This is a genomic window from Amycolatopsis sp. DSM 110486, assembly GCF_019468465.1.
Lineage (GTDB): Bacteria > Actinomycetota > Actinomycetes > Mycobacteriales > Pseudonocardiaceae > Amycolatopsis.
Map to the genome: position 1 here is coordinate 7,549,737 of NZ_CP080519.1, position 13,243 is coordinate 7,562,979.

Genomic DNA, 13,243 nt, shown 5'->3' on the forward strand with positions numbered 1-13,243 from the left:
CGGGTGTGCGCGGCGAGGCCCGGGGCAGTCCCGGCCCGGCGGGGTAAGCTGCGGTCACTGTAGCAGTGACGACAGAAACGGCACTAGCTGAATTGGATACTTCAGAACCGCGCACCCTCGCGAGCCGGGTCAACCACGAGTGGACCCGGCTGAGCAAGACCGAACGCGTCGTCGCGCGGTACCTCGTCGCGTCGCCGCCGCAGCGGATCATGCTGGCCACCGCCGGCGACATCGGCCGCACCACGGGCACGAGCGACGCCACGGTCGTCCGCACCGCGCGCCGGCTCGGGTACGCCGGGCTCCCGGACCTCAAAGCCGCGCTGGGCGAAAACTTCACCACGACCGCGCCACCCCAGATCAGCGAACGCCTCCAGCTCTCCCGCACGGCGCGGGACTTCTCCGCCACCTCGGAACGGGTCCTGGGTGACGCCCGTGAGCGGATCACCGGGCTCGGCCGCAAGACCGACCCGGCCGCGCTGGCGAAGGCGCTGCAGCTCATCGCGCCCGCGGCCACGGTCTTCTGCTACGGCTGGGGCGTCAACGAGCTCAGCGCCCGCTACCTCGCCCTGAAGCTGAACCGCATCGGCAAGTTCGCGGTCTTCTCCGGCGCCACCGGCTTCACCCTCGCCGACGACCTGCTCAGCCTCTCCGCCCGCCACGCCGTGGTGATCTTCGCGCCCGGCCGCGCCTTGCCGGAGCTGGAGCTGCTCGTGGCTCACGCCCGCGCCGCCGGGGCCGGGCTGATTCTCGTGACCGAGAACCTCGGCGAGGAGCTCACCAGTGCTGTCGACGTCGTCCTGCGCGACGAGGCGTCCGCGGGCGGGCTCACTGCCGAACCGCTCGGCGGGATGCTGCTGGCCGACATGCTCGTGCTCGCCACGATGGCCGTCGGACGCGACCCCGCCGTCGACACCTACGAACTGCTCACCCGCCTGCGCCGCGAACTCGCCCCGGAAGCCTGACCCGTCCCCGAAGGAGAGCCATGCCCCTGATCGCCGACGCCATCCTCGACCAGGCAAGGGAAACGGTCACGCGTAACCTCGCGCCGACCCCGCTCCTGCCCTTTCATGCCGCCGGTCTCGACGTGCCGGTGTTCCTGAAGTACGAGGGCGCGCAGCCCACCGGCTCGTTCAAGGTCCGCGGCGGCGTCACCGCCCTCACCGCGTACGCCGCCGACGGCACGCCGGTCGTCACGGCGTCGGCGGGCAACCACGCGCTCGGCATCGCGCACGCGTCGCGGCTGCTCGGCGCGCAGTCCACAGTGGTCGTTCCGGAAGACGGTTCCCCGGCCAAGATCTCGGCGCTGCGCACCTACCCGGTGGACCTCGTGCTCGCGCCTGGCGGCTACGACGGCGCGGAAGCGAAGGCCCTGGAGCTGGCGGCCGGCGGGATGAAGTTCGTGTCCGCCTACAACGACCCGTACGTGATCGCCGGCCAGAGCACCCTCGTCGGCGAGGTGGCCGACAGCTTCGGCGAGGACTTCACGATCGTCGTGCCCACGGGCTCGGGCGGGCTGCTGGCCGGCACGGCGCTCGGCGCCCGTCGCGCGAAACCGGACGTGCGCGTGGTCGGCGTCGAGTCCGCGGCGTGCCACGCCGTGTCCGCGGCGGTCGCGGCGGGACACCTCGTGACCGTGCCGGTGGGGGACACCATCGCCGATGGGCTGGTCGGCAACCTCGAGCCGGGCACCATCACGCCGGACATCGTGCGCGAGGCCGGCGTCGGGCTGGTCGACGTCGACGAGCCCGCGATCCGCCGCTCGGTCCGCGAGTTCGCGCTCACGGCGGGACTGGTGGCGGAGGGTTCGTCGGCCGCGGCGCTGGCCGCGTTGCGCGAGGGCCTGGTCCCGCTCGACCGGCCGATCGTGCTCGTGGTGTCCGGGCGCAACATCGCCGCCGAGCTGCTCGCCACGATCCTCACCGAGGGCTGAGCGGGAGTTCCGACTTTCGTGGGTGTGCCGGGTTTGTCCCGGGCCGCCACACTGTGCGTTGCGGGACGGTCACCGTCGGTCCGTCCCCCGACGCATCCGTGAGGAGCCCCGATGAAGGTCAGGTCGTCGTGGAAGGCCGCGCTGGCGGCGGTCGGAGTGCTGGTGGCGGGCCTGTCCGCGGGCGCCACCAGCGCCACGGCCGCCGCGCCCGGGTCCGGCGCGCCGGTGTTCTGGCGGGTGCCGGTGACCGCGGACCAGGTGGCGGGGCTCGCGCGCGCCGGGTTCGACGTCGCCGAATCCGACCGTGAAGCCGCGTACGTCGTGGGGGACCAGGCCGTGGCCCGGAAGCTGCGGACGCTGGGGTATCAACCGTCGTACTTCGACACCGTCTACAAGGACGTGCCCGCCGCGTCAGCGCGGGCGGCCGCGGCCGACACCTTCTACGGCGGCTACCGCACCGTCGCCGCGCAGGAAGCACACCTGACCCAGGTCGCCTCGGCGCACCCGGACCTGGCGACCGTGTACACGCTCGGCTCGTCGTGGAAGAAGACCAAGGGCCAGGGCGGACACGACCTGAAAGCCATCTGCCTCAGCAAGAAGCAGGCCGGCGACTGCACGCTGTCCACGGCCTCGGCCAAACCGAAGTTCGTGCTGATGGCCCAGATCCACGCGCGCGAGATCTCGACCGGCGAGCTCGCGTGGCGCTGGATCGACTACCTCGCGAACGGCTACGCCGGTGACCCGACCGCGAAGTCCATTCTGGACACCACCGAGGTGTGGGTGATCCCGATCGCCAACCCGGACGGCGTGGACATCGTGGCCTCGGGCGGCAACTCGCCCAAGCTGCAGCGCAAGAACGCCGACAACACCCGCGGCGGCTGCTCCGGCACCAACGTCGGCATCGACGTGAACCGCAACTCCACTTATCAGTGGGGCGGGGACTCGAACTCGCCGTGCGCCGAGACCTATCAGGGCGCGAGCGCCGGTTCGGAGCCGGAAACCCAGGCGCTGGAGAAGTTCTTCCGGGCGATCTACCCCGTGCAGCGCGGCACCGGCAACAACGACCCGGCGCCCACGACCGCGCGCGGCACGATGATCACGCTGCACAGCTACGGCAACGACATCGTGATCCCGTGGGGCTTCACCCAGGCGACCTCGCCAAACGACGCGCAGTACCGCAAGCTGGGCGCGAAGTTCACCGCCTCCAACGGCTACGTCGTGGGCACCAACCGCGAGACCGTCGGCTACGACACGAGCGGCACGACCGACGACTTCACCTACGGCACCCTCGGCGTCGCGAGCTTCACCTTCGAGGTCGGTGCGTCGAGCGGCACGTGCGGCGGGTTCCTGCCGAAGTACTCCTGTGTGGACAGCACGTTCTGGCCGAAGAACAAGGGCGCGTTCATCACCGCCGCGCAGGCAGCCGCCGCGCCGTACCGGCAGTGAGTGCGGGCTACTATTTCCGTTCACTTCTGTCGTAACCCGGCACGAAGACGGTCCTGAGTCGGGAACCTCCGGGCACTGACCCTGTGATCTGTGGCCGGAGTCACCTGGCGTGGCTCCTGGCATGACAGAGGCTAACGGTCTACGGTTGGGTCATTCACCGGCAGTCGCCCGACGCCGGGACGACCTGATCGGGGAAGATCCATGGCCGAACCGACCGTCTTCGTGCACGGGTTCCTCGACGACCACCGGGTCTGGGACGGGGTCGTCGGGGCGCTCCCGGCCGACGGCGAGTACGTGGCCGTGGACCTCGCCGGCAGCGGCGACCGTGCCGCGGAGGCGGGGCCGTTCACCTACGACCGGTTCACGGCCGACGTGCTGTCCACTGTGGACGCTATCGGCGGCCCGTTCCTGCTGGTGGGCCACAGCATGGGCTCGGCTGTGGCCGAGCTGGTCGCGGCGGCACGGCCCGAGCTGACCAGCGGGCTGGTGCTCGTGAACCCGGTGCCCCTGGCGGGCACGCGCCTGCCCGACGAGGTCATCGAACCGTTCCGCTCGCTGGGCGAGGCCGGAGCCGAGGCGCAGCGCGCGGCGCGGGCGAACCTCTCGCCGAACCTGAGCGCCGAAACCTCCGAACGGATCGGCGCGGCCGGCCTGCGCCTGCGTCCCGAGGTGGTGCGCGCGTTCGCCTCCTGCTGGAACAACGGCGCTCCGGAAGGGCACGCGCCGAGCGGGTACCCGGGTCCGGTGCTCATCGTGCGCGGCGGGGACGACCCGTTCGTCACGGCGGACCTCGTGGCCGGCGCCGTCGCACCCCGCTTCGCCGCGCCCGTCACGGAGGTGGTCGCCGGCGCGGGTCACTGGACGCACGCGGAGGCGCCCGCCCGTCTCGCCGAGCTGATCGCGGGCTTCGCCGGCGGCCAGGCGCGCGGCTGGGCCGCGGGGTTCTCGCGCAAGACCGCCGACGCGTTCGGCGAGACGTTCGCCGAGGACGTGGTCCTCGAAGCCGGCACGCTGCTCGAGCCCGTCGAAGGCCGGGAGAACGTGCAGCGCGTGATGGCCGCCGCCAGCGGGATCTACGAGTCGCTGAAGTTCACGCACCAGACCGAGTCCGGCGAGCGCACCTACCTCGAGTGGGAGGCCGTGGCGTTCGGCGGCGCGACGCTGCTCGGCGTCACCGTGCTGACCAAGGACGAGGCCGGCCGGATCGTGCACGCGGCCATCCACCACCGCCCGCTCGGCGGCGCGCTCAAGTTCTCCGCGGAGCTGGGCCGGCGCCTGCCCGACCTCGCGGCCGCTCACTTCCACCAGGAGGCCTGACATGACCACACGAAGCGACATCGAGTTCGCCGGCGAGGACGGCGTGACCCTGCGCGGCTGGCTGTTCGTGCCGGACGCGCCCGGGCCGCGGCCCGCCATCACCATGGCCCACGGCTACGCCGGCGTGAAAGAACACGGCCTCGAACCCTTCGCCGAGGCGTTCGCCGACGCCGGGTTCGTGGTGCTGGTGCACGACCACCGCACGTTCGGCGCCAGCGACGGCACCCCGCGCCAGGACGTGGACCCCTGGCGCCAGATCGCCGACTGGCGCCGCGCCCTCACCTTCCTCGAAGCCCGCCCCGAGGTCGACCCGGAGCGGATCGGCTTGTGGGGCACCAGCTACGCCGGCGGCCACGCGATCGTGCTGGGCGCGACCGACCGGCGGCTCAAGGCCGTGGTCGCGCAGGTGCCGACGATCAGCGGTGTCGAGCAGGGCCTGCGCCGCGTGCCGCCGGACGGCGTCGCCGCGCTGGAGCACGCGTTCGCCGAGGACGACCGCGCGGTCGGGCGGGGTGAACCCCCGCGCAGCCAGACGATCGTGAGCACGGACCCGGCTGTGCCCGCCTCCTACCGCGCGCCGGACGCGGTCGGGTTCTACCTGCAGGACATCCCCGAGGGCAGTTGGGAGAACCAGGTCACCGTGCGCTCCACGCGTGCCGCGCGGATGTACGAGCCGGGCGCGTGGGTCAGCCGTGTGTCGCCGACGCCGCTGCTGCTGGTCGTCGCGTTGAACGACACGATCACCGTGACCGACCTGGCGCTCGCCGCCTACGAACGCGCCCTGCAGCCGAAGGGGCTCGAACTGATCCCGGGCGGGCACTTCGACCCGTACGTCACCGAGTTCGCCCGCTCCAGCGCCGCCGCGCGGTCCTGGTTCGAGCAGCACCTGTCCTGAGGAGTCCACCGTGCCGCAGCTTTCCCTGACCCGAGACGGTGCCGAGGACGCCGCCGTCGCCGTGCTCACGCTCCACAATCCGCCACAGAACCGCATCGGCGTCCCGATGACGACGGAGCTGGTGGCCGCCGTCGACGAGATCACCGGCAGCGGCGCCCGTGCCGTCGTGCTGCGCGCCGAAGGCCCGGACTTCAGCTACGGCGGCGACATCGTGCCGTGGGAAGGGCAGGACGGGCGGGAGCTGCGCGCGTCGTTCGAGCTCTTCCTGCGCGCGTTCAACGCGTTCGAGCAGCTGCCGGTGCCGGTGATCGCCGCGGTGCACGGGTTGTGCTTCGGCGGAGGCTTCGAACTGGCGCTGCGGGCCGACGTGCTCTTCGCCGGCGAGTCGGCCCGGTTCGGCCACCCCGAGCAGACGCTGGGGATCGTGACGCTGCTGGGCGGGATCCACCGCGTCGCCGCGCGGGCGGGCCGGGCACGGGCGATGGAGTGGGCGCTCACCTCCGAGCCGGTGCCGGCGACGGTGATGGCCGAGGCCGGCGTCGTCAACCGGGTCGTCCCGGACGAGCAGGTGTTCGCCGAGGCGCTGGCGTTCGCGCGCCGCGTGGCGCAGGGCCCGACCCGGGCGCACGCCGTGCACAAGGCGCTGCTGCGCACGTGGGAGGTCGGCGGCACGGCGGCCGCGGACCAGGTGCTGTTCGACCTCTCGATGCCGCTGTTCGAGACCGGCGACGTGCGGCGCGGCCTGGCGTCGGCGATCACCGCATACAAGGCGGGGCAGCCGCGGCCGGTGCTGACGTTCGACGGGCACTGAGTCGTCGGACCGCCGTCAGCCGACGCAGCCGAACGCCGTCCACCTGCGTCGGCCGGGGCGGAATGCCGGTTCTGTCTTGCGTGCAGCTCGGAGGCGGTATAGTCGAGCCGACAGAGTTGATGACGTGATGGCTCTGCCGGGAGGAGTACGGATGAACTGGCCGGCGACGGATCGCTACGAGCTCGAGGTGAGCCCGGGCGGGCTGGGTTTCGTGCACGACCTGCTCAACACGCTCTCGGCCGGCAAGCCCCGCGAAAAAGACCTGCTCGCCGAGGTCGGTGACGCGCAGAAGTGGCTGGACAGCGCGCTGGAACGGTGGGCCGGGGCCACCGAACGCCCGGCCGAACGTGTCCAGTTGTCCGGCGACGACGTCGAGCGCCTGCGCGACCTGCGCGAGGAGCTGCGCGACTTCACCGACCACGACCCCGAAGCCGGCGCGGCGCTGCTGCACAGCGCGCCCGTGCTGCTGCAGCCCGGCGCCGACGGCTGGATCCGGCCCGAGCCCCGCGGCACCGGCTGGCGGCGCGTGGCGTCGATCGTGCTGATCGAGGTGCTGGAGGCACAGCGCGCCGACCGCTGGCGGCGCCTGAAGACCTGCCGCAACAAGCGCTGCGCGGTCGCCTTCTACGACCGCTCCCGCAACAACAGCGGCGTGTGGCACAACGTGCAGATCTGCGGCAACGCGGTCAACCTGCGCGCCTACCGCGCCCGCCGGCGTACCCAGCAGAGCACCTGACCCGCGACGGGTGCCCGGACCTCGAGTCCGGGCACCCGTCGCGGGTCAGTACGGCATCTCGTGGATGTCGGTGATCTGGTCGGCGGCGTTCACGGCGGCGTCGGCGAACAGCCCGCTGCCGCCGTACTGGCTCAGCACGCTCTGCAGCTCGATCCCGGTCGAGCACTCGGTGGGAGGGCATGTCTCGAACGGGAAGCCGGCCGGGTCGACGGACTCGATCGTCGCGTTCGGGGCCAGCGGCAGCCGGTGCGGACCCGGCACGTCGACGAGGTGCGGGCCGGCTCCGCCGTTCGGCGCCAGTGTGACCAGGAAGAACTCCGCCATCCCGCTCGCGCGGTCGTAGCGGTAGAACCGGACCTCGAGGCTCTTGCCCGGGAACTTCAGCCCGGCGGCGGCCGCCGCCACCGGCTGCTGGGACTGGCCCGGCTGCTGCGCGGAAGACGACGGGGCCTGCGTTGCGGTCGGGGCGACGGAGGTGGACAACGGGGCTGACGGAACCGGTGCCGGCGGTGCGGCGGGCGCACCCGAGCACGCGGTGGCGAGCACCGCCGCCGAAACGGAAGCAGCGACGAGAGCGCCTCTGAACACGGTTGTCCGCGTCATGTGATCATTCCCCCAGGATTCGCGAAAAGCTTGCGGTCACGGGCAAAGACGGCTGTGCGCGCCCGGCGTTGCGGCTGTGATCAACCCGTGACTCACGGGTGCCCTCGCGGTGGCCGGCTGTCCGCTCTGTCCGGTGTGGACTGCGCCGGTCGGACGAGCCCGGCCACGGTTCCGACGCGCGTCGAGGAGTGTTCAGGTCGAGTTCGCCCTGAACCAGTTCCGCGACCGTAGGTTTCGGCCGTCCCACGCGCTCTCTCGCGCGTGCCGGCCGTTACCGGAGGTTCTCACCCATGTCCGATCTTTCCCGAAGAGGTTTCCTCGGCGCTGCCGCGGCGGTCACCGGTGCCGCGGTCGTCGGCGGCGGCGCGCTGGCCGCCACCGAAGCCGAGGCGTCGCCCCGGCCGCCCGTCCCGTCGAAGCGGTACGGCGACCTGCGGGACATCAAGCACGTGGTGATCCTCATGCAGGAGAACCGCAGCTTCGACCACTACTTCGGCTCGCTGAAGGGCGTTCGCGGCTTCGGCGACCGCTCGGCGATCACGCTGCCCGGCGGCAACTCGGTGTTCCAGCAGCCGACGACGGCGCCCACCACCCCGGCCGGTGGTACCCAGTTCCCGTGGAAGCTGTCCGACGCCAAGGTGTCGCAGTACCCGGCCAACCACCAGCCGCCCACCTCCGAGGTCGGCGCGCAGGGCTACGGCGGCACCTCGCACAGCTGGGACGACCAGCACGGCGCCTGGTACGGCGGCCTCATGAACGGCTGGTACTACGCCAAGGGCGGCCCGACCACCCTCGGGTACCTCGACCGCTCGGACATCCCGTGGCACTACGCGCTGGCCGACACCTACACCGTCGGCGACGCCTACCACTGCTCCGTGCTCAGCGCGACCGGCCCGAACCGCACCTACCTGTGGAGCGGTTCGATCAACGCCGACAAGTTGCACGGCGACTACGTGGCCTTCAACGGCGGCGACGAGCTCGGCAAGCACCTGCTGTGGGAGAGCTACGCCGAGTCCCTGCAGAAGACCGGCTACTCGTGGAAGGTCTACCAGGGCTCCGACAACTACGGTGACAACGGTGTCGAGTACTTCGACACCTTCGCCAAGCTCGACCCGTCGCAGGGCGGCACCGCCGCGCCCGGCAACGTGTTCTACGACAACGGCGTGGCGATCGTCCCCGAGCCGCACACCGGCCTGAGCGCCAACGCCGACAACCTCACCGACGCCCTGCGCGCCGACGTGGTGGCGGGCAAGCTGGCGAAGGTCTCGTGGATGGTCACGAACCAGGCCTTCTCCGAGCACCCGGACGGTTCGCCGAACGACGGTGCCTACTACGTCAACAACGTCCTCGAGGCCCTCAACGCCGACCCCGAGGTCTTCAACTCGACGCTCGTGATCATCGACTACGACGAGAACGACGGCCAGTTCGACCACGTGCCGCCGCCTGTGCCCGCGCCCGGCGCCGACGAAGACGAGTTCTACCTCGAGTCCTCCGGCGCGCTCGCCAATGCCGGCCTCACCAAGCCGATGCCCGTGGGCCTCGGTTTCCGCGTGCCGCTGCTGCTGATCTCGCCGTGGACCCGCGGTGGCTGGGTCACCTCGGAGGTCTCCGACCACACGTCGGTGATCCAGTTCCTGGAGAAGTGGACCGAGGCGCTCGGCAAGACCGCGCACTGCCCGAACATCAGCGCGTGGCGCCGCAGCGTGTGCGGTGACCTCACCGGCTCGTTCGACTTCCACTCGCCGGTGTACGGCCTGCCGCGGCTGCCGAAGACCACCGTGATCGGCGACCCGGCCGGCGGTTCGTACCAGCCGCCGGTGACCACGAACAAGATGCCGAAGCAGGAGCCGGGCACCAAGAAGGCCCGCGCTCTGCCGTACCAGCCGAACGCGAACCTCGACGGGTTCACCACCTCGCCCGGCTCGACGCAGGCGAAGCTGTCGTTCAGCAACAACGGCAAGCACGTGCGCAAGGCCAGCCACTTCGCCGTGTACGACAACACCCAGGCGACCCCGTCGCTCAAGGACTACCCGGCGAAGTTCCCGGGCCAGTACACGGTCGCGCCGTCGAGCACGATCTGGGACAAGACCGTGCCGGGTGCGGTGCAGCTCGCCGGGAACCGCTACGACATCACGGTGGTGGGCCCGAACCGGTTCCTGCGCCAGTTCACCGGCGACCTCGACGCCGCCGGTCAGACCGCGAAGGTCACCGCCGCCTACTTCGACGGCATCCTCGGCTTCGGCTCGCGGCCGCGGCTGCTGCTGGAGCTGGAGAACAACAGTTCGCGGCCGGTCACCTTCACCGTGAAGCACAACCAGTACTCGGACGACCGCCCGAAGACCTACCGCGTGTCCGCGCACGGCCGCACGCTGCACTCGGTCGACCCGTGCGGTTCGGACCACGGCTGGTACGACGTGACCGTGACCCTGGACGGCGACAAGTCCTGGTCGCGTCGCTACGTGGGCCACCTCGAGGACGGTTCGGACAGCATCACCGGCTGACGCCGGAGGAATGGCAAGGGCGCGGGTGCGCGAGGGAAGGCTCGCGCACCCGCGCCCACACCAGGTCATCGCCCGGGCCCATCGCGGCGCACCCGCCACAGCGGTGGAGTGCCCGTTTCTCGTGGCGGACTGCCCGAAGGACACGTGCGTTTCCCGGCCGCGTGTCACGTGGCCGCAACAGCCGGCCTCAGCCGGGACCGGCCTGGCTCAGCTGGTGATCTCGATGTCGGGCAGCTCGTCGAGCTTGCCCTTCGGCAGCTCCTCGACGGCGGCGAACACCTTCTTCTGGTGCTCCTTGATGCGCTCGTCGAGCAGACGGCTCAGCTCGAAGGCGAGCCGGCCGGTCTGGCGGACGGTGAGATCGTCGACGAGCGGGTGGATCGCCGAGGTGATCACGATGCCCTCGGGGCTCCCGTCGGCCGCCTGCGAGACCCCGATCGAGTAGACCTCGCGCGGGTTGGCCTCGCCGAGCACCAGGTGCTTGCGGATCTTGCGCAGCAACCCGTGCCACTCGAGCACCTCGCCCTGCACACCGGTGGCCTTCAGGTCGTCCTCGGTCAGGCCCATGCCGCGTTCGCCGGGGCGGAAGCAGCGCGCGTAGGAGTTCAGGGCCGAGACCCACAGCGATTCGATCAGCACGGGGTCGCGTTGCGCCTCGCCGCGTTCGAGCTCGACGACCAGGCGTTCGCAACAGCGCAGCGTGAACTGCAGGTCGTCGAAGATCGCCGCGAGGTCGGCCAGCGCGAGCGCCAGCGGAGTCCTGAGCTGGCGCGCGTTCTTGACCGGTGCCGTGGGTTGGGACATCCCGGACGCTCCTGTCCTGCCGGCGGAAGTGTTGCGGCCATCACACCGCACCGCGGCACAGTTGCGTGTCTCAATGTGAAACAGAGTTGTCTGCCTCGGCTCCGCCGAGGCGTGCGAGATCGCCTTTGAATCGGTGTTTCGTCGGGGCGGTCGGATCGGCCTGGCGGCCGATCGAACCGCCCCGACGAAACACCGACGCGATCTCGCTGGTGGGGTTGAGTCGAGACGCTGGAGTGGTCTCGTTGGGGAGCATCGGTCGTTCGGGTGCAGAGTTAGTTGTGTGGGGTTGGTCGCGCTGGGGTGGCGAGGTTCGCGGAAAAGTAGTTCTGTGTGAGAACGAACTGTCGGCGAAGGGGACCGCTGTGGCGATGCTGGTGGAGCGGCCGCGGCCGCGGGTGGTGCGCGAGCACCGGCTCGCGGGCTGGTTCGCGGTGGGCGCGGTGTGCTTCGGCGCGTTCATGGGCCAGCTGGACGCGAGCATCGTCACGCTCACGTTCCCGGCGCTGCAGCGCGAGTTCGGCGAGCCGCTGGCGGCGGTGGAGTGGGTGTCGCTGGCCTACCTGCTGACGCTGGTGGGGCTGCTCGCCGCGGTCGGCCGGCTCGCGGACGCCCACGGGCGCAAGCTCACCTATGTCTACGGCTTCGGCGTCTTCACCGCGGCGTCGATCGCGTGCGGGCTGGCGCCGACGCTGACGTGGCTCGTCGTGTTCCGCGTGGTGCAGGCGCTCGGCGCGGCGATGCTGCAGGCCAACAGCGTCGCGCTGGTGGTGGGCAGCGTGCGCCGCGAGAAGATGCGCGCGGCGCTCGGGGTGCAGGCCGCCGCGCAGGCGCTCGGCCTCGCGCTCGGGCCCGCGGTCGGCGGCCTGCTCGTGGACACCGTCGGCTGGCGGTGGGTGTTCCTGGTCAACGCGCCGGTGGGCCTCGTCGGCCTGATCGCCGGGCGGTACCTGCTGCCGCGCACCCGCGAGCGCACGCCGCTGGGCCGCTTCGACGGCGCGGGCGTGGCCCTGCTGGCCACGGCGTCGACCGCGCTGCTGCTGGCCATCTCGGGTCTGTCGGGGCTGGCGCTGCCCGGCTGGGCGGTGCCGGCGCTGCTCGTGGCGGGCGTGGCGGCGGCCGCCGCGTTCGTGGTGCGGGAGAACTCGGCCGCGAGCCCGATCCTGCGCCTCGCGGTGCTGCGGCCGCCGGTCGTGTCGTTCGGCCTGGCCGGCGCGCTGTGCGGGTACCTCGTGCTGTTCGGGCCGCTGGCGCTGTTGCCGCAGGTCCTGGGCGCGCACGGTGCGACGGGCACGGTGCTCACGAGCCTGCCCGCCGGGTTCGCGGTGGCCGCCGTCGCGGCTGATCGCGTGCTGCCCGCGGGACTCGGCTCCCGCGTTCGCATCGGCGCCGGAGCGGCGCTGGCGGCGGTCGGCTGCGCGGTGCTGATGGGGGTGTCCGGTCCGTGGGAAACAGGCGTGTCGCTGTTCGCGGTGGGGCTCGGTCTGGGAGTGTTCATCCCGGCGAACAACTCGGCCGTCATGGGCGCCATCCCCACCCGGATGTCGGCCACCGGAGGAGGTCTGGTGAACATGGCCCGCGGACTCGGCACGGCGCTGGGCGTGGCACTCGTGACGTTGTGCCTGCACACCGGGGGAACCGGCGGCCGCTCGCTCGCGCTCGCGGCCCTGGCCGTGGCGGCGGTGCTCGCCGCCGGCACGGGTCTCGCCGCCGGCCCCCGCGCACCCCGCACCGCATGACGCCCGAGCCGAACCTCGCCGACGTCGTGGCCCGCCTCCGGCGCGCCATGCGCCGCGCCGCGCGCACGGCTGACCCGGACAACACGCTGTCGGTCGCGCAGCTCGAACTGCTCTCGTGCCTGGCCGAGAATCCCGGCGCCCGCCCGAGCCGCGTCGCGCAGTTGCTGAAGCTCGCGCCGAACTCCGTCACGACCATGGTCACCGGGCTGCGAGCGCGTGATCTCGTCACGCGCACCAGCGGCAGTGAGGACCGGCGGACGGTCGAGCTCGAACTGACCGAGAGCGGGCGCGCGGCCGTGGACCGCTACAAGCACCACAACGCCGAGATCCTCGCCGCGGCGATCGACCGGCTGCACCCGGCGTGGCGGCACCTGATCGCGTCGGCGATTCCGGCGCTGGCCGAGCTCGTGGGCGCCATCGACCAGCTCGCCGAGACCGGCGCGCCGCACACCGAGCGTCCCTGA

The 13,243-nt window shown here is 71.7% G+C and carries 12 protein-coding genes; 10 read left to right on the forward strand and 2 right to left on the reverse strand.

All coding sequences use genetic code 11. The features are described from left to right. The first annotated feature begins 92 nt into the window (after positions 1-92). The 7 genes from K1T34_RS36570 to K1T34_RS36600 all read left to right on the forward strand — a co-directional run bounded on the left by K1T34_RS36570 (position 93) and on the right by K1T34_RS36600 (position 7,135). Complete coding sequence (locus K1T34_RS36570) at positions 93-962, forward strand: MurR/RpiR family transcriptional regulator (protein WP_220239286.1); 870 nt, start codon at positions 93-95, stop codon at positions 960-962. A gap of 20 nt (positions 963-982) precedes the next feature. Beyond that, complete coding sequence (locus tag K1T34_RS36575) at positions 983-1,930, forward strand: threonine/serine dehydratase (RefSeq protein WP_220239287.1); 948 nt, start codon at positions 983-985, stop codon at positions 1,928-1,930. 111 nt (positions 1,931-2,041) lie between these two features. Beyond that, positions 2,042-3,376: a M14 family zinc carboxypeptidase gene (locus K1T34_RS36580; protein WP_220239288.1), complete on the forward strand. Its 1,335-nt coding sequence runs from the start codon at positions 2,042-2,044 to the stop codon at positions 3,374-3,376. A gap of 201 nt (positions 3,377-3,577) precedes the next feature. Continuing rightward, positions 3,578-4,693 carry an alpha/beta fold hydrolase gene (locus K1T34_RS36585; RefSeq protein WP_220239289.1) on the forward strand — a complete coding sequence of 372 codons (1,116 nt, stop codon included), beginning with the start codon at positions 3,578-3,580 and terminating at the stop codon, positions 4,691-4,693. 1 nt (position 4,694) lies between these two features. After that, positions 4,695-5,588, forward strand: coding sequence for an alpha/beta hydrolase (locus K1T34_RS36590; RefSeq protein ID WP_220239290.1), 894 nt, complete (start codon positions 4,695-4,697; stop codon positions 5,586-5,588). A 10-nt stretch (positions 5,589-5,598) separates the two neighbouring features. After that, positions 5,599-6,399 carry an enoyl-CoA hydratase/isomerase family protein gene (locus K1T34_RS36595; protein WP_255637808.1) on the forward strand — a complete coding sequence of 267 codons (801 nt, stop codon included), beginning with the start codon at positions 5,599-5,601 and terminating at the stop codon, positions 6,397-6,399. Positions 6,400-6,550: 151 nt separating this feature from the next. After that, entirely contained in the window at positions 6,551-7,135 is a 585-nt protein-coding gene (locus K1T34_RS36600; protein ID WP_220239291.1) for a CGNR zinc finger domain-containing protein, read from the forward strand. A gap of 45 nt (positions 7,136-7,180) precedes the next feature. On the opposite strand, the gene K1T34_RS36605 is transcribed toward K1T34_RS36600, so the two are convergent. Next, the gene (locus tag K1T34_RS36605) at positions 7,181-7,738 is read right to left on the reverse strand and encodes a hypothetical protein (protein ID WP_220239292.1); all 558 of its coding nucleotides are present in this window, start codon (positions 7,736-7,738) and stop codon (positions 7,181-7,183) included. Positions 7,739-8,028: 290 nt separating this feature from the next. Between K1T34_RS36605 and K1T34_RS36610 the strand changes: the two genes are divergently transcribed. Further along, positions 8,029-10,239, forward strand: coding sequence for a phosphocholine-specific phospholipase C (locus tag K1T34_RS36610; protein WP_220239293.1), 2,211 nt, complete (start codon positions 8,029-8,031; stop codon positions 10,237-10,239). Between the two features lie 207 nt (positions 10,240-10,446). Here the strand turns inward: K1T34_RS36610 and K1T34_RS36615 are convergent, their stop codons facing one another. After that, positions 10,447-11,043, reverse strand: coding sequence for a hypothetical protein (locus tag K1T34_RS36615; protein ID WP_220239294.1), 597 nt, complete (start codon positions 11,041-11,043; stop codon positions 10,447-10,449). A 368-nt stretch (positions 11,044-11,411) separates the two neighbouring features. Here K1T34_RS36615 and K1T34_RS36620 point away from each other — a divergent pair, with 368 nt between their 5' ends. Together K1T34_RS36620 and K1T34_RS36625 are read left to right on the forward strand one after the other, a co-directional pair. Beyond that, complete coding sequence (locus K1T34_RS36620) at positions 11,412-12,779, forward strand: MFS transporter (RefSeq protein ID WP_255638821.1); 1,368 nt, start codon at positions 11,412-11,414, stop codon at positions 12,777-12,779. Then, positions 12,776-13,243, forward strand: coding sequence for a MarR family winged helix-turn-helix transcriptional regulator (locus K1T34_RS36625; protein WP_220239296.1), 468 nt, complete (start codon positions 12,776-12,778; stop codon positions 13,241-13,243). Before K1T34_RS36620 ends, K1T34_RS36625 begins: the two co-directional genes overlap by 4 nt.